A 23,518-nucleotide genomic window follows, 5' to 3' on the forward strand; every position below is an offset into this window, starting at 1 on the left:
TCCTCTATCTCAAACCGGTCGCGGTTTGAAGAGCGCCTCATGCTCGGATGAAAAGAGATCGATATGCCAATTCAACGAAACACCATAGCGCTCACCGGCGTGTGCCTGGCGTCGCTGCTGTTCGGGCTCGAAATCTCCAGCGTGCCGGTGATCCTGCCGAAACTGGAAAGCGTGCTCGCCGCCGATTTCAAAGACCTGCAATGGATCATGAACGCCTACACCATTGCCTGCACCACGGTGCTGATGGCGACAGGGACATTGGCCGACCGTTTCGGCCGCAAGAGCGTGATGGTGATCACCACCGTCGCCTTCGGCCTCGCCTCGCTGCTGTGCGGCCTGGCGCCGAGTGCGGCGCTGCTGATCGCCGCCCGCTTCCTGCAAGGTCTCGCCGGCGGCGCGATGCTGACCTGCAGCGTCGCCGTGCTGTCGCATCAGTTCCAGGATGGCCGTGAACGCGGCAAGGCTTTTGTTGCCTGGAGCGTCGTCTCAGGCATCGGGCTTGGTTTCGGTCCCGCCATTGGCGGCCTGATCGTGGCGCTGTCGAACTGGCAGTGGGTGTTCCTCATCCACGTGCCGCTGGCGCTCCTGGCGCTCGCCTTTATCGGCGCCGGTGTCACGCAATCGCGCGATCACAACGCCCAGAAGCTTGACTGGGCCGGCATGCTGACGCTGTCGGCTTCTGTGTTCGGCTTCTCCTATCTGATCACGCAGGGTGCGGATCTCGGGACCAGCGCCCGCATCGGCGTGATATCAGCCTCCGTGGCTGCGTTCATCGCTTTCCTTGTCGCCGAGAGGGTCAATCCCTATCCGATGTTCGATTTCTCCGTGTTCCGCATCCGCCAGTTTTCCGGCGCGATCATGGGCGCCATCGGCATGAATTTCAGCTACTGGCCGTTCATCATCTATCTGCCGATCTATTATTCCGGCGTTCTCGGCTACGACAGCACGACGACCGGCCTGCTATTGCTCGTCTACACGCTGCCCTTCATGGTGATGCCGCCGATCGCCGAGCGCATTCGCACGCGCTACCAGGCACGAATTGCCATCCCGCTCGGTCTGCTGACGCTAGGGATCGGTTTCATCGCCATGTGGATCGGCTCCAGGCTCGAGGGCGCCACTTGGCTGACCATGCTGCCCGGCACGCTGATTGCCGGCATCGGCATCGGTCTCACCAATTCGCCGACCACCAATACCACGACCGGCGCGGTATTGCCGGATCGTGCCGGCATGGCGTCCGGCATCGACATCAGCGCACGCCTGATCACGCTCGCTATCAACATCGCGGTGCTCGGCCTGCTGCTGACGCAAGGTATCGTTTCCCACCTGCGGGCCACACTCGGCGCGGCTTTGGAGCCGGATGAGTTGCGGGCACTGGCGGAAAGGGTCGCCACCGGCAATCTGGAGGGCCTTGCGCAGGGGACGCCGAAGCTCGCAGCCCTCGACCCATCCGGCGCCATCGTGCATGCCGCGCTGGTCAATGGTTTCGGCTGGGTCATGCTCTATTGCGGGATCGGCGTTCTCGCCCTGTCGGTCATCGGTTTCGTGATCTTCGGGCCGAAGCGCGTCGCGCCGCAGGAGACAGGGCTTGCGGCGGCCGAGTGATCGGCCGAAGCTCGCTCATAGCGCTCAGCCCGCCCGCCGATCCTTATCCCTTCCGCCTGGCCATGAAAGCAAGGCGCTCAAACAGATGCACGTCCTGCTCGTTCTTCAGCAGCGCGCCGTGCAGTTTCGGCAGCGCGTTCCTGGGGTCGGCGCGCAGATCCTCGGGTGCGATGTCGTCGGCGACCAGCAGGCGGATCCAGTCGAGCGCCTCGGAGGTCGACGGCTTCTTCTTCAACCCCTGCACGTCGCGGATTTCGTAGAACTGGGTCAGGGCAGCACGCACCAAATTCTGCTTTATGCCGGGATAGTGCACGTCGACGATTTTGTGCAGCGTGTCGACATCGGGAAAGCGGATGTAGTGGAAGAAGCACCGGCGCAGGAAGGCGTCGGGCAGTTCCTTCTCGTTGTTGGAAGTGATGATGACGATGGGGCGCACAGCGGCGCGGATCGTTTCGCCGGTTTCGTAGACGAAGAACTCCATTCGATCGAGTTCCTGCAGCAGGTCGTTGGGGAATTCGATATCGGCCTTGTCGATCTCGTCGATCAACAGCACGACCTTCTTGCCGGCCGCGAAGGCGTCCCAGAGCTTGCCGCGCTTGATGTAGTTTTTGATGTCGTTGAATCTGGCATCCCCAAGCTGGCTGTCGCGCAGCCGCGAGACGGCGTCGTACTCATAAAGTCCCTGCTGCGCACGGGTGGTCGACTTGACGTGCCATTCGATCAGGTCGAGGCCGAGCGCCGATGCCACCTGGCGGGCAAGCTCGGTCTTGCCGGTGCCCGGCTCGCCCTTGACCAGCAATGGCCGCTCCAGCGCGATCGCGGCGTTCACCGCCACCATCAGATCCTTGTCGGCGACATAGGCCGCCGTGCCTTCGAAACGCATACTTGCTCCTCGGTTGGTGAGCGCGACCGTAAGGACGCTGCTTGACCTGTGCAAGGGCGAGCCGGCTGCGACCAAAGCGTGTGAGATCGAAATGGAAACATCGGCTCATGTCACTAGCGCTTGACCGACCAGCCGCCTATATTGGGCTTGGCGGTCTGCGCTTCCCGGCAGGAGAACATTTTCCCCGGGGCCTTAACGATCCTTAGGGAGCTGTCCCTGGGAAGACCCGTGGGTTTTCTCATACGGCGCCCACCTACTTTGTAGGTTCCCGGGATCGCTCTCTCCACCGGTTGTGTGGATCGTCACTTACCTGTATCCGCCCAGTTTGGCGGATGATGTGGTAGAAAACGTCGCTCATGAAACGTCACCCAGATCCGACCTTTTCTATCGTCCGCGCATGACATCTCCCAAAGACCTGAAAAAGCAGTTGCGCCTCGAGGCACTCGGCCGTCGCGATGCGCTCGATCCGCTGTGGCGGGTGGAGATCGCGCTTGAAATGGCCGAGACGGCGCGCGACCACCTCGCCATCGAGCCGGGTCAGATCGTTTCAGCTTTCTGGCCGATGCGATCGGAAGTCGACGTCAGGCCGCTGATGTTCGCCTTGCGCGAGAAGGGGGCCAGGCTTTGCCTGCCGGCCATCCTCGACAAGACCACCATCGTCTTTCGCGAACTGGTGCGCGGCGCGCCGATGGTCGAGATGGGTTTTGGCACGGTCGGTCCGCATGCGGAGGCCGAGGTTCTCGATCCCGCGGTGATGCTGGTGCCGCTCGCGGCCTTCGACAGTCGCGGTCATCGCATCGGGTATGGCGCCGGCTATTACGACCGCGCCATCGCCAGGCTGATCGACAAGGGCCAGCCGCCACGACTGATCGGCATCGCCTTCGATTGCCAGGAGGTGGGTCTGGTGCCGGATGAGGCGCACGACGTCATCATCCCGGAAATACTCACCGAGAGCGGTTTGCGCCGCTTCGACATCGCTTAAAAGACCGCGATCCCGCTTAACGCGTTTCCAAGACGTGCCGGATAGTATTCCGGCAACACAGTCCGAGCCGATGGCGGCCATCATGTTTGTCTTCGCACGCTTCCTGCTGATGCCGTTCGTCCTCATCGCGGTAACGCTGTTCGCGATGGCATTGCACATTTCCGGAACGGCCCTGCACCACCAGTTCGCCTGGCATCAGACGGTTGCCACAGTGACGGATGTCAGTTCCTACAGCGAAGCCCAGGGTAATGGCCTCACCGCGAAAGGCATCAACGTCGCTGTCACCTATGTCGCGAACGATGCACCGATGACGTGGTCCGGCAAGGGAAAGGACATCGGCCTCTACACGGCGTCCAAAGGCGACGCGGTGAAGTTGTATTACAACCCTGCCAATCCATCGATCCTCGATACCGCGGCGATGAAGGGCTGGCGCGGCGGGCTGTTGCTCCTGGCCGCTACTGGTGGGTTCACTGTTTTTTACGTGTGGTTCTTCTGGCTGCGCGGACGCACCGCACCGCCGGCGTCACCGATGATGCCTTCGGCAGTTCGCGTTGCGGGCGCGAGCGCCAAGCCGCCTCAACAGCAGCGTGGTACTTTCGGCCGGCGTTAGCGCCAATCGCCCGGGTAGCGCTTGCCTAGCGTCCGTGCCTCTGGATAGAAGTGGGCATGAGACTTCTCTTCCTCGGCGACATGGTGGGCAAATCGGGACGTACGGCGGTGTGGGAACAACTGCCCGGCCTGATCTCGGATTTCAAACTCGACTTCGTCATCGTCAATGGCGAGAACGCCGCCGGCGGCTTCGGCATCACCGAAGACATTTTTCGCGACACCATCGCCGCCGGTGCGGATGTCGTCACCACCGGCAACCATGTCTGGGACCAGCGCGACGCACTGGTCTTCGCGCCGCGCGAGGAGCGCTTCTTGCGCCCGTCCAACTTCCCCAAGGGCACGCCGGGGCGCGGTTCCGGCGTCTATATCGCCAAAAACGGCGCGCGCGTGCTGGTCGCCAACATCATGGGCCGGGTGTTCATGCATCCCGAGCTCGACGATCCGTTCCAGGCCGGCGAGCGCGAGCTGGCCGCCTGTCCGCTGGGCGAGCAGGCCGATGCCGTGGTCATCGACTTCCATGCCGAAGCGACCTCGGAGAAAATGTGCTTCGCGCATTTCGTCGACGGCCGCGCCAGCCTCGTCATCGGCACCCATACGCACCAGCCGACGGCCGACCACCAGATCCTCAACGGCGGCACCGGCTACATGTCCGATGCCGGCATGTGCGGCGACTATGATTCCTCGCTCGGCATGGACAAGGAAGAGCCGCTCAACCGCTTCCTGTCGAAAGTGCCGAAAGGCCGCTTCGAGGCGGCGACCGGACCGGCGACATTGTGCGGCGTCGGCGTCACTATTTCCGACCGCACCGGCCTGACCGAGAAGATCGCGCCTTTTCGTCGCGGGCCGCGGCTCGAAGAAACCGCGCCATCCTTCTGGTCTTGACATTGATATAGTCGAGTAAAGTACCTAACTGGCGACGAAACTGCTCTAGATCGTTAAAGAGGGGACGACCTCCATGCAGCTGATCGAGTTCTTTGCGCCGCATTTTCAATTTGTTTCCGATCCAACCGCGTGGGTCGCGTTGCTGACGCTGATCGTCCTCGAGGTCGTGCTCGGCATCGACAATCTGATCTTCATCTCGATCCTGACCAACAAATTGCCTGAGGCGCAGCGCGCCCGCGCCCGCCGTCTCGGCATCTCGGCGGCGCTGATCATGCGGCTGGTGCTGCTCGCAACCATCTCCATCATCGTGCAGCTGACGACGCCGGTGTTCACAGCGTTCGGCCATGGCTTTTCCTGGCGCGACCTGATCCTGATTGCCGGCGGCCTGTTCCTGGTCTGGAAGGCGACCAAGGAAATCCACCACACCGTCGATCCCGACGACCACAAGGATACGATGATGGGCGAGACGCTGCAGATCTCGCTTGCCGGCGCCATCTTCCAGATCCTGCTGCTCGATCTCGTCTTTTCGATCGATTCGATCATCACCGCCGTCGGCATGACCGACGAGATTGCCATCATGTACATCGCCGTGATCGTGGCGGTGAGCGTGATGATGCTGGCGGCCGGGCCGCTGGCCAATTTCATCGCCAAGAACCCGAGCATCGTCATGCTGGCGCTGGGCTTCCTGCTGATGATCGGCATGACGCTGATCGCCGACGGCATGGGCTATCATGTGCCGAAGGGCTACATCTACGCCGCGATGGGCTTTTCCGCCCTGGTCGAGGGCCTCAACATGCTGGCGCGGCGAAGGAAGAAATCCAGCGGTGGGCATTGAGGCTGGGCGATCGGGGCGATCCTAGCGCCCCGGCACGCCCTTCGGATAACGGTCGCCGATCAGGCCAAGCGACAGGCCCTGTTCCAGCCATGCCTTTGCGCCGGCAAGAACGAGTGCGAAGCCGTCGGTCGAGCCGACCGCCTGCTTGACCTGCTCGTCGGCGGTGCCGGCGAAGCCGAAATTGCTGACCTCAAGAAAGGTCGCACCGTCAGGCGTTTCGGCGCCGGGCATCTCCGTGAATGTCCAGACCACAGTGGTCGGCGGATCGCTCCATTGCATGACGATCTTCTTGTTCTCGACGATCTCGCTGACATTGACCATCGCCGAGGCCCCGTACATGCGCCACTCCCAGCGAACCTCTTTGCGGCTATCCAGCCGGCCGCTACTGTGGGTAAACCAGAATTTCGTGGTGATGGCCGGGTCGACGATCGCCTCGAAGACCTCGGCGACCGGCCGCCTGATCAGCATGCCGGCTTCGGCGGTCGGCGTTTTGTGGGTCTCCATCCCAATGCTCCTTTCAGGTTTTTGCGCTCACCAAGCGTCGGGTTCGCGCACCATGTGGACAATGCTGGCCGGGTTGGCGATCCAGAAGCCGCGGAAGCCTTCGCCCAGCGGCTCGACCGCATCGCAACGGACGACGCCGGCCCCAGCCAGATGATCCGCAACGGCTGCAAAATCGTCGGTGAAAAGCTCAAGCCAGATTTCGGCATGGCTCAGCATCGGCGCCTCGTCGATCCATAGCCGGTTGGGGCCAAGCTCGAAGCCAATGGCCGGCGCCTTGGCGGTGAACGGCTTCAGGCCGACGACGTCGCGGTAGAAGGCGATCGTCGCCTCATACTGGTGCGGCGGCACCTTCATGGCGATGTTGATGCCGCCGGCGATCTTCGCGGTCATTGTGGGCTCCGTTGTGTTGTTCATCTGTTTGTCTCGTCGGCCGGCTCGCCCCTCATCTCGCCGCGGTAGTAGCCGTCACGCAGGTTGATGCCGTATTCGACATAGGCCTTCATGCAGGCCAGCATCTGCGACCAGCCTTCGCAATTGAGGTAGGATTTCTTCAGCCCGACCGCGCCTTCCGGCCAGCCGGATTCAGCAATGGTCACGAGGGTACCGCCATCGTCGAGTTGCTCGAAATTCATCTCGATGCGGGTCTTGTAGGCGGGCCTGCCGTCGGCATCTGTGGCATCCCAGCGCAGCACGATGCGGCTGTCCTTGACCACGTCATCGACCTCGACCGGCACCTTGTCCCACCAGACGACACCGACGCCGGCTTCCAGCGGCGCACTGGCGCCGCCGATGGTGGTGAAATAGCCGCTCAGCTTGTTCGGATTGACGACGGCGTCGAAGACTTCGGCGACCGGTTTGCCGATGCGGCCGGAAACGCTGAATCCAAGAGACATATCCACAGCTCCTTCCTTGATTGGCTCGACGATATGTTATATAAACATAACATGTCAAGCCAAACCGCGGACGACCATGTTTTCAAGGCGTTGGCGCATTCGCGCCGGCGCGAATTGCTGGATCGGCTGAAGGACGCGCCGCAGACGACCGGCATGTTGTGCGAGGCCTTTCCCGACATCGACCGCTGCACCGTCATGCTGCATCTCAAGGTGCTGGAAGAGGCCGAACTGGTGGTGGCGAAGCGCAAAGGGCGCGAGCGCTGGAACCATCTCAACACGCTGCCGATCAAGCACATCCATGACCGCTGGATCAGCCAGTATGCCGGACATGCGCTCAGCATCATCGACCGGCTGAAATCCGATCTCGAGGGCTGAACCGGCGCGGCTGGACGAATTGAGCCGATTTATCTATAAGCCGGCCATTCCGACAGAGAACGCCGTGCATCCATTGCGTTGCACCTTGGACGGCTCTGAAAATTTGAATTCGAGTATCCGGGAGACGAGGTGAGACCACCTCGCTTCGGGATGCTCTAGCCGAAGACGACAGGGGTGCCATGGCTGGCCATTCACAGTTCAAGAACATCATGCACCGCAAGGGCCGCCAGGACGCGGTGCGGTCGAAAATGTTTTCCAAGCTGGCGCGCGAAATCACCGTCGCCGCCAAGAGCGGGACGCCCGACCCATCGATGAACCCGCGCCTGCGCCTGGCCATCCAGAACGCCAAGGCGGTGTCTATGCCGAAGGACAACATCCAGCGCGCCATCAACAAGGCTTCGATGGGCGATGCCGAAAGCTACGAAGCGGTGCGCTATGAGGGTTACGGCCCGGGCGGCGTGGCGCTGATCGTCGAGGCGCTGACCGACAACCGCAACCGCTCGGCCTCGAATGTGCGCGCCGCCTTCACCAAAGCCGGCGGTGCGCTTGGTGAAACCGGCTCGGTGTCGTTCATGTGGAACCGCGCCGGCGAGATTTACTATCCGGCCTCCGCCGGCAGCGCCGACAAGGTGATGGACGCGGCGATCGAGGCCGGCGCCGATGACGTCGAGTCCGACGAGGAAGGCCACACCATCTACTGTGCGTTCGAGAGTATGGGCGAAGTGTCTAAGGCGCTGGAAGCCTCGCTTGGCGAGGCCGAATCGGTGAAGCCGATCTGGCAGCCGCAGAACAATGTCCCGGTCGACGAAGAGCGGGCGCAATCGCTGATGAAACTGGTGGCAACGCTCGAGGACGATGACGACGTGCAGAGCGTCTACGCCAATTTCGAGGTCGACGACGAGACCATGGCCAAGCTCAGCGCGGCATGAGTTTCTGACCGTCACACGGAAGTGTAGGCGAAGGCCGTAGCCAAGGACTCCCCACCCAACGTATAGATCAGTCAGTGATCGACGGGAGGGGAGATGACCGGCGAAGGGATTCCACTTGCCGGTGCGATGGCTTGGCCTCGCCGCGTGGCTTCTGGCGTCGGTTCCTTGCTTCGTTTATCGACTACCTTGTCGTGCTGATACCTCTCTGTTTTCTGGTGGCTGGCTTGTTCGCGCTGACCGACGGTGCGGTGAAAGGTCACTTCTGGCTCTTCCTAAGAATATGCAGCTCGGCCAAGGTGCACGGCGGTCCGTCGCTTGGACGGTACGATTGGCAGGTGTGCAAGTCGTCTCTCTTCGGCTTTCCAGTAGCCGATTGGGCAGTTGGCACTGCGAAGGAAACCCAGTCTGCGAAGCCCGAGACGGTTTCAATCGATCTTAATTCGAAGGGGAATTTTCGACCTACGGCGTTGGATCTGAGTTTCCCTCCAAGTACCCGCTCTGGCGATCTATCTTCTTCTTATGGAGATGGCCTCGGGCCGATCAGTCGGTAAGCGGGCTTTGGTGCTCGTCGTTTATGACGAGAATGAATGGCAGAGAAGAGGCTTGCCCTTGCGAAAGGCGTTTCGTCGACAGGTGATCAAGTTTCTCGGCACTTTCCCCGTCGTACTGACAGGGGCATGGTTTGCCTTTCAGACCTGGGGGAGCTTTCCGCGACCTGCGCCGAGCAATGCCTGGTTGGAATTCGTGCCCGCCTTGGTCGCGATCGGCTTGTCTTTGGTCTGGAAGGTCTGGATCGGAATAACGATAGCGTTGGGCAATGAGCCGATCCATGATCGGGTTGCCGGCACAACCGTTCGCACCCGCGAGACACATGAATGAGCCTCCCTGATAAACCTCGGATCGTCATCACCTATTGCACGCAGTGCCAGTGGCTGCTGCGGGCCGGCTGGATGGCGCAGGAACTGCTATCCACCTTCGGCACGGATCTCGGTGAAGTGACGCTGGTGCCGGGCACAGGCGGCATCTTCACCGTTTCCTGCAACGATGTGCTGGTCTGGGACCGCAAGCGCGACGGCGGCTTTCCCGATGCAGCCAAGCTCAAGCAGCTGGTGCGCGACGTCATCGATCCGGACCGCGATCTAGGCCATTCCGACCGCAAGGGTCACACGCAAAACGACCCCTCTTGAGGCGAGGTCCTTGCGTTTGCGAAGTGCCATTTTTCATAGCAATGCGAAGATGAAACAGGCCATCGACACGATGGCGGTGATGGTGCGGACGTGGTTCCACATCACCCATTGGTTCAGATGGTTCTCCCACACGGCTGCGCCATTGGCGCTGGCCGGGTCGACGGCGGCGAGCGCATCGTTGAGCGGCACATTGAAGACCATGGTCACGATCGGGTTGCCGATCAAATAGATCACGGCACCGGCAAGCAGCCAGTATAAGCCGGACTGGCTCCACCCCATGAGAACGGCGGCGATAAGCACCAGACAGAGCAGGCCGGTGCCGAACAGCGCCGTCATGAAGGTGGGCGTGATCACCGTGATGTTGATCGAATTCATCGCTGCGATGCCTTGGGGGACCGGCAGCCGGGCAAGCGCCGACATGATAAAGTTGGAAAAGGCGAAGAACACGCCGACGACGACGCCCGAGCCGATGGCGGCGATGATGGTGAGGGTGGGAAGAAGCTTGATCATCTCAGTTGCTCCAGATGCCGGTTGCAGCGGTTTCATTTGCGTAGGCGGAAAAGTCTTTCGGCGCGCGGCCGAGCACACGCTGGACGCCGTCGGTCAGCGTCTCGTTGCGGCCGTCAAGCACTTCGGTGAACAGCTCGTTGAGCAGCCAGGCGATTTCGGGCGGCAGTTCGTATGCCGCCGTCGCGGCGGTGAATTCGTCATGCGAGATCTTGATATAGCGGATGTCGCGGCCGGTCGCCTTGGCGATCTCGGCAACCGCGTCGGCGAAGCTTAGCAGCCGCGGCCCGGTCAACTCATAGAGCTGGCCGACATGACCCGGTTCGGTCAGCGCAACGAAGGCAGCATCGGCGATGTCGTCGGCATCGACGAAGGGCTCGCCAACAGGGCCGACAGGCAAGGCCACTTCGCCTTGCAGCAGGGACTCGACGAGAAAACCTTCGCTGAAATTCTGCGAAAACCAGGCGCAACGCAGGATCGTCCAGTCAGCGCCCGAGGCTTTGACCATCTCTTCGGCGCGCTGGGCTTCGGTCTCGCCGCGGCCGGAGAGCAGCACCCATGCGGGTGACGCCATTTGCCACCGCAAGCCTGGCGAAGGCGCCGACGGTCTCGGCGGCGCCCGGCACGGCGATGTCGGGATAGTAACTGATGTAGACGGCGCCCACGCCCTGCATGGCAGGCTCCCAGGTCTCCGGAACCTCCCAGTCGAAGCGGGGGCTGCCGGAACGCGAGCCGATGCGCACGGGAATGCCCTGTGAGGTCAGCCGCTCGGCGAGGCGACGGCCGGTCTTGCCAGTGCCACCGAGGATCAGGACTGGTTTGGTGTCGGTCATGGTGGTTTTCCTCTGTTCATAAACATGAGTAGTCCTCACATTTGCAAAACGTGATAAACCCTCGTATTTTGGGAGTCAAGCCGTCTGTTGGCAGATTTTGTCGAGACCGGAGGCCGTCATGGAAGACACAGCAACGCCCGCATCTGCCCAGGAGCAGGTCGCATCGCCGCGACGGGCGCCCACCCAGCAGCGCAGCCGCGAGCGGGTCGAGCGCATGCTGGCCGCAGCCTCGGCGCTGATTGCCGAGCAAGGCAGCGACGCCATGCGCATGGGCGAGGTGGCGGAACGGGCCGCGGTGTCGATCGGCTCGCTCTACCAGTTCTTTCCCGACAAGCGGGCGATCGTCTGGGCGCTGGCCGAGCGCTACACCGCCGAAAGCCAGGCCTGCATCTCCTCGGCGCTCAAGGATGTCGTCGACGCCGAGGGCCTGCGGCAGGCGTTTTCGGAGCTGGTGGATATCTACTATCAGCTGTTTCTGGCCGAGCCGGTGATGCGCGACATCTGGTCGGGCACCCAGGCCGACAAGGCGCTGCGCCAGCTCGAACTTGCCGACAGCCGGGCGAATGCCGAATTCCTGACCACGGTGCTGAAGCGGCTGCATCCCGGCGCCGATCCGGTGGCGCTGGAGACAACGGCCTTCCTCGTCTGGCAGATGGGCGAGGCTGCCGTGCGGCTGGCGATCTCGGTCGATCGGCAGGAGGGCGACAGGCTGGTCGCCGCCTACAAGCGCATGGCGCTGCGGGAATTGGTGGACGGGTAGGCTCGCACCACTCTGGGAAGGGTAGCTTCGAAGCAGCAGGGTGGAGGCGTCGGACCGCACCCGACCCTTGGGCCGACCTCCCCACAAGCGGGAGGTCGGCGCGTTAGCTTGAAGCGACTGACTTTGACGGCAACAAAAAACCCGCCACAAAGGCGGGTTCTTTATTCAGCGATACAGGTAAACTTTAGAGGCCGAAACCTTCGAAGCGCTTCTTGAACTTCGACAGGCGGCCGCCGCGGTCGAGCAGGGTCTGCTGGCCGCCGGTCCAGGCCGGGTGCGTGGTCGGATCGATATCGAGGTTCATCGTATCGCCTTCCTTGCCCCAGGTCGAACGGGTCGAGTATTCGGTGCCATCGGTCATGACGACCTTGATGGTGTGGTAGTCGGGATGGATATCGGCCTTCATTGTCGTGCTTCCTGGCTTGTGGCGCTACAGACGGGCCCGCGGCCTGCGTCGATGCGCCCCTTTTTAAAACTCGAAGCCGCAGCTATTGAAAAGCCACGGCTTCTAAAACGGTCGGCGAGCCTATACATCAGCCGGAATTGAATCACAAGGCCACGGCAGGCGCATATTGAACGCGCCCACCTGGAAGCGGCCAGAGGAAACGGTCATGGCGGACATCAGCGGCGAGCAAGACGGGCGCAGGCGCTCGCTCGGGCCGCTCAGGCGCCTGTATCCCTATATATTCCGCTACCGCAAACTGGTCATAGGCGCCCTCATTTCGCTCGCCATCGCCGCGGCGACGACGCTGGCGCTGCCGCTGGCCGTGCGGCGCATGATCGACCACGGTTTCAGCGCTTCCGGCACCGTCTTCATCGCCGAGTATTTCGCCGCTTTGGTTGCGATGGCAGCCATTCTGGCGGCGGCATCGGCCGGACGCTACTACTTCGTCATCACGCTCGGCGAGCGGGTCGTTGCCGACATCCGCAGCGACGTGTTTTCGCATGTTACGACGCTTTCGCCTTCCTTCTTCGACACCGCGCAGTCGGGCGAGATCGTCTCGAGGCTTGCCGCCGACACCACGCAGGTGAAATCCGCCGTCGGCGCCACTGCCTCGGTGGCGCTGCGCAACGTCATCCTCGGCCTTGGCGCGGTGGCGATGATGGTCGTCACCAGCCCGAAACTGTCGGGCCTGGTGATCGCGGCCATTCCGCTCATCGTGCTGCCGCTGGTCGCGTTCGGCCGTTCGGTGAGGCGCCGGTCACGGCAGGCGCAGGACACGCTGGCGCAAGCGACCGCCTATGCCAGCGAGCAGATCGGCGCGGTGCGCACGTTGCAGGCGTTCACCAACGAGACGCTGGTCACCGGGCGGTTCTCGGCCGCGGTGGAAGCCGCCTTCCAGGCGGCGCGCTCGTCGATCTTCTCCCGCTCGCTGCTCACCTTCTTTGCCATCTTCATGATCTTTTCCTCGGTCGTGGCGGTGTTGTGGTTCGGCTCGCGTGACGTGCTTGCCGGCACGATGTCGCCCGGCACGCTCGGCCAGTTCCTGCTTTACTCCGTGTTTGCCGCAGGCGCGCTGGGCGCACTGTCGGAAGTCTGGGGCGAGCTTGCCCAGGCGGCGGGTGCGGCCGAAACGCTGACCGAGATACTCGACGAGACGCCGGCGATTCAACCGCCGGCCAATCCGCTGCCGCTGCCCGCCAAGGCGACAGGCGCGATCAGTTTCGACGACGTCTCCTTCTCCTACCCGGCAAGGCCGGACCGTGCCGCCGTCCACGGCTTGAGTTTTCAGGTCAAGCCCGGCGAGACGGTGGCGATCGTCGGCCCGTCGGGCGCCGGAAAGAGCACCGTCTTTTCGCTGCTCCTGCGCTTCTACGATCCAGAAACTGGCCGCATCGCCATTGACGGCGTCGACGTGCGCGAAGCCGATCCGGCTGAAGTGCGGGAGCGCATTGCGATCGTGCCGCAGGATGTCACCATCTTTGCGGCAAGCGCGCGCGACAATATCGGCTTTGGCCGGCCGGGCGCGACGAATGCCGAGATCGAGGCCGCCGCCAGGGACGCGCTGGCCGACGAGTTCATCCTCAGGCTCGACAAGGGCTACGACAGCCAGGTCGGCGAGCGCGGTGTGACCTTGTCCGGCGGCCAGCGCCAGCGCGTGGCGATCGCCCGCGCCATCCTGCGCGACGCGCCGATCCTGCTGCTCGACGAGGCCACGTCGGCGCTCGACGCCGAAAGCGAAACGCTGGTGCAGACGGCGCTGGAACGGCTGATGCAGGGCCGCACCACCATCGTCATCGCCCACCGGCTGGCGACCGTGCTGAAGGCCGACCGCATCCTGGTCATGGATGGCGGCCGCATCGTCGAGGAAGGCACGCACCAGAGCCTGGTCGCCAAGGGCGGAATCTATGCAAGGCTGGCCAAGCTGCAGTTCGAAACCGGAGCAAGCGCCTTCAGGGGTGCCGCGGAGTAGCAACCCGCAATCAGGCGGGACCATACCGCTTGCGGAGATGCTCGGTGAAATGCGCGGCATTCAGTTTCTCGCCGGTGGCGCGCTCAAGCAGTTCGGGCGTCGACCAGCGCGATCCCTGCGACCAGATCTTGTCGCGGCGCCAGTCATTGATGGCGGCGAAATTGCCCCTGGCGAGATCGCTGTCGGCTGAAGGATGGTCGCGCGTCAGCGCAGCCCATTGCTGCGCCGCCATCATGGCGCCCAGCGTATAGGACGGGAAATAGCCGAAGGCGGCGCCTGGCCAATGCACGTCCTGCATCGGTCCGTCGGCTGGGTTGTCGATGGTCGAAAGGCCAAGATACTCCCGCATCTTGGCGTCCCAGGCTTCGGGCAGGTCGGCCGCCTGCAGCCGCCCCGAGACCAGCTCCTGCTCCAACTCGTAGCGCAGGATGACATGCAGCGGGTAGGTTACCTCGTCCGCGTCGACGCGGATCAGGCCGCGCTCGACCCGGTGCACATGCGGCAGGATGTCGTCGAGCGACCAGGCTTCGCCGAGATGCTTTTCGACCACGGGCAGCGCCCAGCGCCAGAATTCGGGGTTGCGGCCGACCTGTTTCTCGACGAACAGGCTCTGGCTTTCATGCACCGCCATGCCGCGCGCCTTGCCGAGCGGCCAGTGCGCCCAGGCCTTCGGTAGGTTCTGCTCGTAGAGCGCATGGCCGGTCTCGTGCAGCACGCCCATCAAGGCCGACAGGAAGTCGGACGTTTTGTAGCGGGTGGTGATGCGCACGTCGCTCGGCACGCCGCCGCAGAAGGGATGGTGCGATACGGACAGAGAACCGTGGGTGAGGTCGAAGCCGACCGAAGCCATCATGGCGAGACCAAGCTCGCGCTGCCGGTCGATCGCATAGCTGCCGGAGAGCGGCTTCACGGGATGCTTGGCCAGGCGCGCTTCCTGCGCGGCCAGGGCTTCCGGCACGAAGCCCTTCAGGAATGTCTTCAGCTCGGTGAAGACCGGCGTGATGTCGGCGGCGCGGTTGCCAGGATCGTATTGCTCCATCAGCGCGTCGTAGGGATCGAGGCCGAGCGCGTCGGCGCGCAGGGCGGCTTCCTCGCGCACCAGCGCGATGACACCTTCGAGCGCCGGTAGGAATCCGGCCCAGTCGTTCTTGCCGCGCAGGTCGCGCCAGAGTTGCTCCGAGCGCATGCGCGCTACCGTCTGGCGCTCGACGAATTCGACCGGCAGGCAGGTCAGGTTGGTGTATTGCCGGCGCAACTCCCGGACCGCGGCTTGCTGCTCCTCGTTGAGCGCTTCAGCTTCTGCAGCGGCGAGCCAGTCGGCGATCTCCGGCGCGGTAGCCCTGATATGCAGCATGCCGGCAAGGGAAGACATCGCTTCGGCGCGCTTCTCGCCGCCGCCGACGGCCATGTGGGTCGCCTCGTCGGCGCCGAGGATGGCGAGCGCATGTTCCAGCGCTTCGAGCTTGTGGCCGAGATCATCGAGCTTCTGAAAAGACATGGCAGGTTCCGCGTTTTGGACCGCGGGAAAAGATACCAACGCGCCAGGATTGGCAACCCTCAAAGGTGGCTATGCAGCTTGCGCCGGTGAGCTGGTGCGTGGAATGCTGGCTGGCGGTGGAACACCGCCATGGAGGGGAGACTAAGATGATCGGCAATATCCTGGTCGGGCTGGTGGCCCTGATCCACCTCTTTATCGTCTATCTGGAGATGGTGGCGTGGGACACACCGCGCGGGCACAGGGCGTTCAACCTCAAGCCGGACTTCGCCAGCGCATCGAAGGTGCTCGCCGCCAATCAGGGGCTCTACAACGGCTTCCTTGCCGCCGGGCTGATCTGGGGCCTCTATCTCGGCGCGGCGGGATTCCAGATCAAGGTGTTCTTCCTGCTTTGCATCGCCGTCGCCGGCCTCTATGGCGCGGCGACTGCCAGCCGGAAGATCCTCTATATTCAGACCGTGCCGGCGGTGCTGGCCCTCGCTGCGCTGTGGCTGGGCTGGTGACAAAAAAGACGCCCTCGGAGCCAGATCCGGGGGCGTCAGACAGTCCCTTCCTCATTCCTGGAGATATCAGAGCGGATCTCAGCCGTTCGGATAATTTCCGCCGTCGGAGCCATCACCGATCATGAAGCCGCTGCCAGTGTCGGACATCAGCCTCTGATCGACATTGTCGAGGCGGCGCAGCAGATCGTGATATTGCGCGGCCGGGATCCGGCCATGGTCCGAAGCGGCGACCCGTTCGGCGGCCTGGCCGATATGCGCAGCACGCAGATGCAGCCACTGCGCTTCCGAGGTCGAGATGCCCTTCGTCTCGCGCGCATCCGTGATGCCCTGTTCGACGCCCCGCACCTGCTCGATCAGGCCGGTCACGCGCGGACCGGTCATGTCGGTCGGGTCGCTGGCGTCGAGGGCGCCCTTGTGATGTCCGGCGGCATAGGCGCCGGCGAGTGGAACAGTGATCAGAAGTGTCGTGAGGGTTGCGGTCCTGAGAGTCTTCAAAGAGCGCATGATGTGCGTCTCCTCCTGCTATGGAAGGGGCAAGCGCTTTCGCTCCGCCTTCCGGAAGCGGGCCGTCCGGTTCCGTCGCGTCGCGATGGGAGGCATCGCCGGCGGTTCTCGGCCCTGCGCGTCAAAGTAGGAGCCCGGAAACGCGAAGTGTAATTAAAGAAAGATAATGTTTTCAGGCCTTGCCGACCTGGCGTTGCGCCCTAGAGTTGAGCCGGCAAACAATTTCGCGTGACTGAAAATCACCGTTCGGTGAGCTTCAGTTCAATGCGTCGGTTCTTGTTGCGGGCGTCTTCGGTGTCGGCGGGGTCGAGCGGCTGGAATTCGCCGAAGCCGGCCGCAACCAGCCGGTTGGCGGGCACGCCGTTCTCGATCAGGAACTTGACCACCGAGGTCGAACGCGCCGTCGACAATTCCCAATTGTCGCGATAGCGGCCGGCGCCGGACAGCGGCTTGTTGTCGGTGTGGCCGTCGACGCGCAGCACCCAGTTGATCTCGGGCGGGATTTCCTTTTGCAACTCGATGATGGCATCGGCGAGCTTCTTCATCTCGACCTTGCCGGCATCGTTGATCACTTCCGACCCGGTCGGGAACAGAACTTCCGACTGGAAGACGAAGCGGTCGCCGACGATGCGGATGTTCTCGCGGTCGGCGAGGATTTCGCGCAGGCGGCCGAAGAAGTCGGAGCGATAGCGGTTCAGCTCCTGCACGCGCTGCGCCAGCGCGACGTTGAGCCGACGGCCGAGATCGGCGATCTTGGTGTTGGAATCGCGGTCGCGCGTTTCGGACACATTGAGGGCGTCCTCGAGCGCGCCGATCTGCTTGCGCAGTGCTGCGATCTGCTGGTTCAGGATCTCGACCTGGCTCAGCGCCTGCTGGCTGATCTGGCGCTGGCTGTCGAGTTCGCCGCCGAGTTCCGCGGCGCGCTGGGTGGCGGCGTCGCCGGCGCCGGCACCTTGCGCCAGCAGCTGCTCGAGCCGGCTCTTCTCAGCTTCGGCGGCCGACAGCGACGCCTGCAGATTGGCCAGCGAATCGTCCTTGTCCTGCGCGCTCGAGCGCTCCAGCGCCAGCAACTGCGTCAGTTCGTTGATCTGCGAGTTGAGGCGCGTGAGCGCCGTATCCTTGCCGGAGAGTTCGCGTCCGAGCAGGAACTGCGCCAGCACGAAAACGGTGAGCAGGAACATGATGGCGAGCAGCAGCGTCGACAGCGCGTCGACGAAGCCCGGCCAATAGTCGATCCGGCGATCGGTGCGCCGGCCCCTGGCGAGAGCCATGCTAGTGGACCCCGGGTTTCTTCAGCGCGTCGGCGATCTTTTCCAGCGTGTTGCGCATCGCCTTCTGCTCGTCCGACTGGGCCTCGACCCAGTCGCGCATGATCTGCTGCTCGGAGCGCATGTTCTTGACCAGGCCGGAAATGCCGTCGGCGAGATTGGCCATGGCGGTGGCGACGCGCGGATTGGAGCCGCCGCCGCTTTCCTGCATGCTGCGCAGCCGTTCCGACAGGACCCGGATCTCGTCGGAGGATTCAGTCTTGGCCGGGTCGGCGACGGCGATGTCGGAGGAGAGATCGGTGACCGAGGACAGCCAGTTTTCAAGCTCGGTATAGAAGCGGGTCTGCGCGCGGCCGGCCTGCAGGTCGAGGAAGCCTAGCACCAGCGACCCGGAAAGGCCGAACAGCGAGGACGAAAAGGCCGTACCCATGCCGGCCAGCGGCGCCGACAGCCCCTGCTTCAGCGAATCGAGCACGGCGGCGGCGTCGCCGGTGCCGGGATCGAGCGATTCGATGGTTTCGCGGATCGAGCCGATGGTGTTGAGCAGGCCCCAGAAGGTGCCGAGCAGACCGAGGAACACCAGCAACCCGACGAGATAGCGCGAGGTGTCGCGGCTTTCGTCGAGGCGGGTGGCGATCGAATCCAGCATGGTGCGCATCGAAGACGTCGAGAAGGCGACCGTCGAGGAGCGGCCGATCATCGCCTTCATCGGCGCCAGCAGCACCGGCTCGGTGGTTTCGGAACCGGCGCGGAAGGAATTGACCCAGCGCACTTCGCGAAACAGTCGTCCGACCTGGGCGAAGGCAAGCAGGATGCCGACCACAAGGACGCCGACGATCAGGCCGTTGAGGCCGGGATTGCTCCCGAAAGCGGTCGAGATCTGGCGGGTGAGGATGGCGGCGATGAAGGCGACGATGACCAGGAAGATGACCATGGTCAGGAGGAAGACCTGCGGGCTCGACAGTTTGTGCGGATCGTACATCAGGACATCAGAACGCCTGCCCACGCCGAAGGATCTGAGAAAAGCCATCCGTGCCCCGTTTCCGATGCTCTATTTGCCTTGACGCAATTCCGAACGGGAAGCCGCTCATACTTCCCTGGAACCGCTCCAGTGCCGCCGATCACGTAATTCGCGACTCTAAACGGAATTGTGACCAAATTGAATGGCGCTTGGCAATATTGCCCGACTGTCGGGCCGCACCACGCCGTTCAGATGCGGTTGACGACCAGGCAGTCGACCATGGCGGCAAGATGCAGCCCGGCGCCGGTGACGACAAAGCCGTGCCAGAGGGCATTGTGAAAGCGCAGGCGTTTCCAGGCGAAGAAGATGACGCCGCAGGAGTACACGATGCCGCCGGCGACAATCAGCGCGATCGAGGTCGTCGGCAACGTCGCCACCAGCGGCTTGACCAGGACGACGCCGCTCCAGCCGATGGCGAGATAGAAGACAATGGCCAGACGATCGAAGCGGCCGGGCAGGAACACTTTCATGGCAATGCCGGTCAAAGCAGCGGTCCAGACAAGGACAATCATCGGCAGCGCCAGCGGCGAGCCGTCGAGCTGGGCCAGAAAGGGCGTGTAGGTCGCGGCGATCAGGAGGTAGATCGCCGCATGATCGAAGCGCCGCAAGATCCACTTCGCCGGCGACGTCACCGGCCACAGATTGTAGGTCAGCGAAATCGACAGCACAGTCAGCAGCGACACCACGAAGAAGGCGGCGGCGATGTATTCGCCGGGACCGGCATGGAAGGCGGCCAGCGCCAGCAACGCCGAGCCGGCGGCTATCGCCAGCACGATGCCGACCGCATGGACGATGCCATCGGCGATCATCTCCGCACGCGAGTAGTGCCAACGCCCGACATAAGGGATTTCAACTGGCTGGTCTGGCTGCGCTTCTCGCGAGGATAGTGAAGGTATGCTCGTCATAAAAAATCCTGCGTCACCCTTATCTGGGCGGCCGCCGGGCAGTATTTCAAGCTTTGATTGCGGTTTTGCGACTGCGGCGCTTCAGCACGCCGCGCCGGCATGCCAAGTGATCAGCGCGCCGAAAGCGGCTTCTTCACCGCCTTGAGCAGCGCGCGCTGTATGACCTCGTTGCCGGCGACGAGCGAACCCGCTTCGAGCATATCCTGGCCGCCATCCATGTCGGAGACGAAGCCACCGGCCTCGCGGATCAGCAGCAGGCCGGCGGCAATGTCCCAGGCCGAAAGGCCGGTTTCCCAAAAGCCGTCCATGCGGCCGGCGGCGACATAAGCGAGATCGAGCGCGGCGGAACCCAGGCGGCGCACGCCCGAGACCTCGGCCATCACATTGCGCAACTCGACGAGGAAATTGCCGTGCTGGCCGCGGCCGAGATGCGGCACGCCGCAGCCGATGACGCAGTCGGTGAGCTTGCTGCGGCCGGCAACGCGCAGCCGGCGATCGTTCATGAAGGCGCCGCCGCCGCGCTCGGCGGTGTAGAGCTCATCCATTGCCGGATTGTAGATGACGGCGGCGACCAACTGGCCCTGTCGCTCCAGCGCGATCGAAATGGAAAAGATCGGAATGCCGTGCAGGAAATTGGTGGTGCCGTCGAGCGGGTCGACGATCCAACGGTGCTGGTCGTCGTCCCCTGCGATCATGCCGCGCTCTTCCATCAGGAAGGCATAGCCCGGCCGTGCCTTCGACAGTTCGGCAAACAGAATGTCCTCGGCCTTGCGGTCGGCTTGGCTGACATAGTCGCCCGGTCCCTTCATCGACACCTGCAGGTTCTGCACCTCGCCGAAGTCGCGCGACAGCGAGCGGCCGGCCTTCATGGCGGCCTGGACCATGACATTGAGAAGTGCGGAGCGTGCCATCGTATCTGTTCCTGCCTACGCGTCAGTCTGCGCGGCGCATGTAGGTGAGTTCGTTGGTGTCGACGACGATGCGTTCGCCAGCGCCGATGAATGGCGGCACCAGCACGCGGATGCCGTTTTCCAGCACCGCCGGCTTGTACGAGGACGCGGCCGTCTGGCCCTTCACCACCGGGTCGGCCTCGGTGATGGTCAGCGTCACCTGGTCGGGCAGCGAAATGCCGATCGGCCTGTCCTCATAGAGCTGGACCGTCACCATCATGCCGTCCTGCAGGAAGGCGGCGCGGTCGCCGACGAAATCCTTCGCCAGCTCGAGCTGCTCGTAGCTCTGCGTGTCCATGAACACCAGTGCGTCGTCCTGGGCGTAGAGGAAGGAAAAATCCTTCAGGTCGAGCCGGATCTGCTCGACGGTCTCGGCCGAGCGGAAGCGCTCGTTGAGCTTGGTGCCGTTGATCAGGTTCTTCAGTTCGACCTGGTTATAGGCACCGCCCTTGCCGGGCTTGACGGTGTTGGTCCTGACCGCCACCCAAAGGCCGCCATCGTGCTCGATGACATAGCCGGGACGGATTTCGTTGCCATTGATCTTGGCCATGATGAGATTGATCCGGGATGCTACCAACGGCTTGGCCGTTGGTATGGGGATGGTCGCTGGACAAGCGATTTCGGGCTCCCAAGACCACAAATCGGCAGGAGAGGCAAGGGGATGCCAGATCGCCCGACAAGGGCTGGTAGCCTCAAACCTGGGCCGCAATGACTCTGCCGACAGCCTCGACGATGGCGTCCGCAGCCTCAGTCAGCCGGTTGAGATGAGGCGAACGAAGTGCGGCGACCTGCAAGGAAAGGTCGACATCTTCCGTGTTGACCAGCATGAGGCCGTCGGGAAGTCCGCGCCTTGCAAGACGCAACGGCACTAGCCCAAGGCCGTGCCCCCGACGGACCCATTCCATCTGCAAGGCCGGATCCTGTATCTCCGCCGCGATCTCGAAATAACGCCTTCCGCCGACCAGAACGGACGTGAGCTTCTGGCGCGCGTCGCAAGGTGCCGGACTAAGCACCCACGGCATGGGTGTCCGGCCACCGTCTTCCGGATCGGCGACGGTGGACGCAGCTATGACGCCAAGACGTTCAGTGCCAAGCGCTTCCGGACCTGGCTTATCCGACGATCGCAGAACAATCGTCACATCGAGCTCGCCGCGTTCGAATTGACCGATTAGTTCGGCGCTCCAGCCCGTCTTGAGCCGTAGCGACACTTTCGGGAACGCCGCCGCGGCGTTGGCGATGGCCCCGGCGATGTCGCGGTCCGAGAGGCCATGGGCGAGACCCAGGCGGAACAGTCCTTCCGGCTCGGTCTTTCCGGCGAAGGATTTCAGCGCTTCTACGGAAGCGATGATATCGCGTCCGCGCGCCAGCACTTCCAGCCCCGTCGGCGTCAGTCGCGGCGGCTTTTGCCGGCGGTCGAGCAGCGTCGTGCCAAGCATGTCCTCCAGCCGCTGGATTTGCCGGGTCACAGCCGGCTGCGTCAGCGGCAGGCGCCGGGCGACCTTCTGGATCGAGCCCTCCTCGGCAAACAGGGCGAGCGTGCGCAATTCCTCAAGCGTAGCTAGAACTATGTTTCGTAAGCATAATCATTGTAAACATTATGAATTTGAAATCCATCGCCTGGCAAGCAATTTTCCTTTCAAACGAAAGGACGACGACAATGAAGGCAATCGAACTGCAGAAGCCGGGCGGCATCGACAATCTCAAGATGGTCGAACGACCAATGCCGGAGCCCGGCCGTCAGGAGATGATCGTCCGCGTCAAGGCGACGGCGCTCAACTATCGCGATGTCGAGATCGCGCGCGGCAGCTATCACACGACATTCCCCTTGCCGCTGGTGCCGCTTTCCGACGGCGTCGGCGAGGTCGTCGCGCTTGGCCCCGAGGTCAGCCGCTTCAAGGTTGGCGACCGGGTCTGCGGCACGTTCTGGCAGCGATGGGTCGGCGGCAGCTTCGCCATGGCCGAACCTTCCTACCAGCGCGGCGGCCCGATCGACGGTTTGCTGAGCGAATTCGCCCGGCTGGACGAACAGGCGGCTGTCATCGCGCCGGCGCATCTCAGCGACGTAGAGGCGGCGACATTGCCTTGCGCCGCCGTCACTGCCTGGCATGCGTTGTTCACCGAGGGCAAGCTCAAGCCAGGCGAAACCGTGCTCAGCCTCGGCACCGGCGGCGTGTCGCTGTTTGCCGTGCAGTTCGCAAGGGCGGCCGGAGCGCGCGTCATTGTTACGTCGAGCAGCGATGAGAAGCTTGCCTGGGCGAAGGGGCTTGGCGCGCATGATGGCGTCAACTACCGCGACGATCCGGATTGGTCGTCGGCCGTGCTGGCGCTGACCGATGGCCGCGGCGCCGATCACATCATCGAAGTCGGTGGTCCCCAAAGTTTCGCGCAGTCGCTCAAGGCGTCGGCGCGCGGCGCCCAGATCAACGTCATCGGTTATCTCGGCGGCAGCGAAGGGGTGATCAATCCGCTCGACATCTTCCGCCGCCAGGTGAAAGCACGCGGCATACCGGTCGGCTCGCGCGAGTCCTTCGAAGCGATGAACCGGGCGCTCGCCGTCCATCGGCTGCGGCCGGTGATCGACCGGGTCTTCCCCTGGGCAGAGGCAGCACAGGCCCTTCGCCATCTCGAACACGGCTCTCCCTTCGGCAAGGTCGTGCTGGATCATACACAGTGACGT

At 63.2% G+C, this 23,518-nt stretch carries 27 protein-coding genes, 1 other RNA gene and 1 pseudogene; 14 read left to right on the forward strand and 15 right to left on the reverse strand.

What is annotated here, in order from left to right:
- Positions 1-63 precede the first annotated feature (63 nt).
- A complete protein-coding gene (locus NLY42_RS09655) occupies positions 64-1,602 on the forward strand; it encodes an MFS transporter (protein WP_023755546.1) in 1,539 nt (512 codons plus the stop codon).
- A 43-nt stretch (positions 1,603-1,645) separates the two neighbouring features.
- On the opposite strand, the gene NLY42_RS09660 is transcribed toward NLY42_RS09655, so the two are convergent.
- Positions 1,646-2,485 carry an AAA family ATPase gene (locus NLY42_RS09660; protein ID WP_023716052.1) on the reverse strand — a complete coding sequence of 280 codons (840 nt, stop codon included), beginning with the start codon at positions 2,483-2,485 and terminating at the stop codon, positions 1,646-1,648.
- A gap of 149 nt (positions 2,486-2,634) precedes the next feature.
- On the opposite strand from NLY42_RS09660, the gene ssrS reads away from it, so the two are divergent.
- From ssrS to NLY42_RS09685, 5 genes are all read left to right on the forward strand, one after another.
- Positions 2,635-2,790, forward strand: a non-coding RNA gene (gene ssrS / locus NLY42_RS09665) — 6S RNA.
- Between the two features lie 92 nt (positions 2,791-2,882).
- Positions 2,883-3,467 (forward strand): 5-formyltetrahydrofolate cyclo-ligase, encoded by a 585-nt coding sequence (locus NLY42_RS09670; protein ID WP_023668732.1) that lies wholly within the window; start codon positions 2,883-2,885, stop codon positions 3,465-3,467.
- 82 nt (positions 3,468-3,549) lie between these two features.
- Entirely contained in the window at positions 3,550-4,077 is a 528-nt protein-coding gene (locus NLY42_RS09675) for a DUF3592 domain-containing protein (RefSeq protein ID WP_196813862.1), read from the forward strand.
- Positions 4,078-4,133: 56 nt separating this feature from the next.
- Positions 4,134-4,958 (forward strand): TIGR00282 family metallophosphoesterase, encoded by an 825-nt coding sequence (locus NLY42_RS09680; protein WP_023668734.1) that lies wholly within the window; start codon positions 4,134-4,136, stop codon positions 4,956-4,958.
- Between the two features lie 73 nt (positions 4,959-5,031).
- Entirely contained in the window at positions 5,032-5,793 is a 762-nt protein-coding gene (locus NLY42_RS09685; RefSeq protein ID WP_023694576.1) for a TerC family protein, read from the forward strand.
- 21 nt (positions 5,794-5,814) lie between these two features.
- Here the strand turns inward: NLY42_RS09685 and NLY42_RS09690 are convergent, their stop codons facing one another.
- The 3 genes from NLY42_RS09690 to NLY42_RS09700 are packed head-to-tail and all read right to left on the reverse strand — an operon-like array spanning position 5,815 to position 7,190.
- Positions 5,815-6,297, reverse strand: a complete 483-nt coding sequence (locus NLY42_RS09690; RefSeq protein ID WP_023755547.1) for an SRPBCC family protein — start codon at positions 6,295-6,297, stop codon at positions 5,815-5,817.
- Positions 6,298-6,324: 27 nt separating this feature from the next.
- Entirely contained in the window at positions 6,325-6,687 is a 363-nt protein-coding gene (locus tag NLY42_RS09695; protein WP_023755548.1) for a VOC family protein, read from the reverse strand.
- 20 nt (positions 6,688-6,707) lie between these two features.
- On the reverse strand, positions 6,708-7,190 hold the full coding sequence (locus NLY42_RS09700; protein ID WP_023755549.1) for an SRPBCC domain-containing protein: 483 nt from the start codon (positions 7,188-7,190) through the stop codon (positions 6,708-6,710).
- 51 nt (positions 7,191-7,241) lie between these two features.
- Here NLY42_RS09700 and NLY42_RS09705 point away from each other — a divergent pair, with 51 nt between their 5' ends.
- The 4 genes from NLY42_RS09705 (at position 7,242) to NLY42_RS09720 (ending at position 9,681) form a co-directional block, all read left to right on the forward strand.
- A complete protein-coding gene (locus tag NLY42_RS09705) occupies positions 7,242-7,565 on the forward strand; it encodes an ArsR/SmtB family transcription factor (RefSeq protein ID WP_023728640.1) in 324 nt (107 codons plus the stop codon).
- A 179-nt stretch (positions 7,566-7,744) separates the two neighbouring features.
- A complete protein-coding gene (locus NLY42_RS09710) occupies positions 7,745-8,494 on the forward strand; it encodes a YebC/PmpR family DNA-binding transcriptional regulator (protein WP_023728639.1) in 750 nt (249 codons plus the stop codon).
- 561 nt (positions 8,495-9,055) lie between these two features.
- Positions 9,056-9,373, forward strand: a complete 318-nt coding sequence (locus NLY42_RS09715; protein WP_348528093.1) for a hypothetical protein — start codon at positions 9,056-9,058, stop codon at positions 9,371-9,373.
- On the forward strand, positions 9,370-9,681 hold the full coding sequence (locus NLY42_RS09720) for an Rdx family protein (protein WP_023755551.1): 312 nt from the start codon (positions 9,370-9,372) through the stop codon (positions 9,679-9,681). Before NLY42_RS09715 ends, NLY42_RS09720 begins: the two co-directional genes overlap by 4 nt.
- Before the next feature lie 33 nt (positions 9,682-9,714).
- On the opposite strand, the gene NLY42_RS09725 is transcribed toward NLY42_RS09720, so the two are convergent.
- Entirely contained in the window at positions 9,715-10,191 is a 477-nt protein-coding gene (locus NLY42_RS09725) for an anthrone oxygenase family protein (RefSeq protein ID WP_023755552.1), read from the reverse strand.
- Between the two features lies 1 nt (position 10,192).
- A pseudogene (locus NLY42_RS09730) lies at positions 10,193-11,021 on the reverse strand (NAD(P)H-binding protein).
- Positions 11,022-11,139: 118 nt separating this feature from the next.
- On the opposite strand from NLY42_RS09730, the gene NLY42_RS09735 reads away from it, so the two are divergent.
- A complete protein-coding gene (locus NLY42_RS09735; protein ID WP_023700270.1) occupies positions 11,140-11,781 on the forward strand; it encodes a TetR/AcrR family transcriptional regulator in 642 nt (213 codons plus the stop codon).
- Between the two features lie 184 nt (positions 11,782-11,965).
- Here NLY42_RS09735 and rpmE read toward each other — a convergent pair whose 3' ends face one another.
- Positions 11,966-12,187, reverse strand: a complete 222-nt coding sequence (gene rpmE / locus NLY42_RS09740; RefSeq protein WP_023668748.1) for a 50S ribosomal protein L31 — start codon at positions 12,185-12,187, stop codon at positions 11,966-11,968.
- 205 nt (positions 12,188-12,392) lie between these two features.
- On the opposite strand from rpmE, the gene NLY42_RS09745 reads away from it, so the two are divergent.
- Positions 12,393-14,195 carry an ABC transporter transmembrane domain-containing protein gene (locus NLY42_RS09745; RefSeq protein WP_023755553.1) on the forward strand — a complete coding sequence of 601 codons (1,803 nt, stop codon included), beginning with the start codon at positions 12,393-12,395 and terminating at the stop codon, positions 14,193-14,195.
- Between the two features lie 10 nt (positions 14,196-14,205).
- On the opposite strand, the gene NLY42_RS09750 is transcribed toward NLY42_RS09745, so the two are convergent.
- The gene (locus tag NLY42_RS09750; RefSeq protein WP_023755554.1) at positions 14,206-15,693 is read right to left on the reverse strand and encodes a carboxypeptidase M32; all 1,488 of its coding nucleotides are present in this window, start codon (positions 15,691-15,693) and stop codon (positions 14,206-14,208) included.
- 146 nt (positions 15,694-15,839) lie between these two features.
- Between NLY42_RS09750 and NLY42_RS09755 the strand changes: the two genes are divergently transcribed.
- A complete protein-coding gene (locus NLY42_RS09755) occupies positions 15,840-16,193 on the forward strand; it encodes a DUF1304 domain-containing protein (RefSeq protein WP_023668751.1) in 354 nt (117 codons plus the stop codon).
- Between the two features lie 78 nt (positions 16,194-16,271).
- Here NLY42_RS09755 and NLY42_RS09760 read toward each other — a convergent pair whose 3' ends face one another.
- From NLY42_RS09760 to NLY42_RS09790, 7 genes are all read right to left on the reverse strand, one after another.
- Positions 16,272-16,697, reverse strand: coding sequence for a hypothetical protein (locus NLY42_RS09760; protein WP_023688945.1), 426 nt, complete (start codon positions 16,695-16,697; stop codon positions 16,272-16,274).
- 239 nt (positions 16,698-16,936) lie between these two features.
- Positions 16,937-17,968: a peptidoglycan -binding protein gene (locus NLY42_RS09765; RefSeq protein WP_023684164.1), complete on the reverse strand. Its 1,032-nt coding sequence runs from the start codon at positions 17,966-17,968 to the stop codon at positions 16,937-16,939.
- Between the two features lies 1 nt (position 17,969).
- The gene (locus NLY42_RS09770) at positions 17,970-18,995 is read right to left on the reverse strand and encodes a MotA/TolQ/ExbB proton channel family protein (RefSeq protein WP_023668754.1); all 1,026 of its coding nucleotides are present in this window, start codon (positions 18,993-18,995) and stop codon (positions 17,970-17,972) included.
- A 179-nt stretch (positions 18,996-19,174) separates the two neighbouring features.
- Positions 19,175-19,795, reverse strand: a complete 621-nt coding sequence (gene trhA, locus NLY42_RS09775) for a PAQR family membrane homeostasis protein TrhA (RefSeq protein WP_286489130.1) — start codon at positions 19,793-19,795, stop codon at positions 19,175-19,177.
- A 206-nt stretch (positions 19,796-20,001) separates the two neighbouring features.
- Complete coding sequence (locus NLY42_RS09780; protein ID WP_023684166.1) at positions 20,002-20,802, reverse strand: inositol monophosphatase family protein; 801 nt, start codon at positions 20,800-20,802, stop codon at positions 20,002-20,004.
- A gap of 22 nt (positions 20,803-20,824) precedes the next feature.
- On the reverse strand, positions 20,825-21,391 hold the full coding sequence (gene efp, locus NLY42_RS09785; RefSeq protein WP_023668757.1) for an elongation factor P: 567 nt from the start codon (positions 21,389-21,391) through the stop codon (positions 20,825-20,827).
- Between the two features lie 142 nt (positions 21,392-21,533).
- Positions 21,534-22,385: a LysR family transcriptional regulator gene (locus tag NLY42_RS09790; RefSeq protein ID WP_023755556.1), complete on the reverse strand. Its 852-nt coding sequence runs from the start codon at positions 22,383-22,385 to the stop codon at positions 21,534-21,536.
- A gap of 113 nt (positions 22,386-22,498) precedes the next feature.
- Between NLY42_RS09790 and NLY42_RS09795 the strand changes: the two genes are divergently transcribed.
- Positions 22,499-23,515, forward strand: coding sequence for a zinc-dependent alcohol dehydrogenase family protein (locus tag NLY42_RS09795; protein ID WP_023711985.1), 1,017 nt, complete (start codon positions 22,499-22,501; stop codon positions 23,513-23,515).
- The last annotated feature ends 3 nt before the right edge of the window (positions 23,516-23,518 follow it).

This window comes from Mesorhizobium sp. C372A (genome assembly GCF_030323245.1).
In the GTDB taxonomy this organism is placed as follows: Bacteria; Pseudomonadota; Alphaproteobacteria; order Rhizobiales; family Rhizobiaceae; genus Mesorhizobium.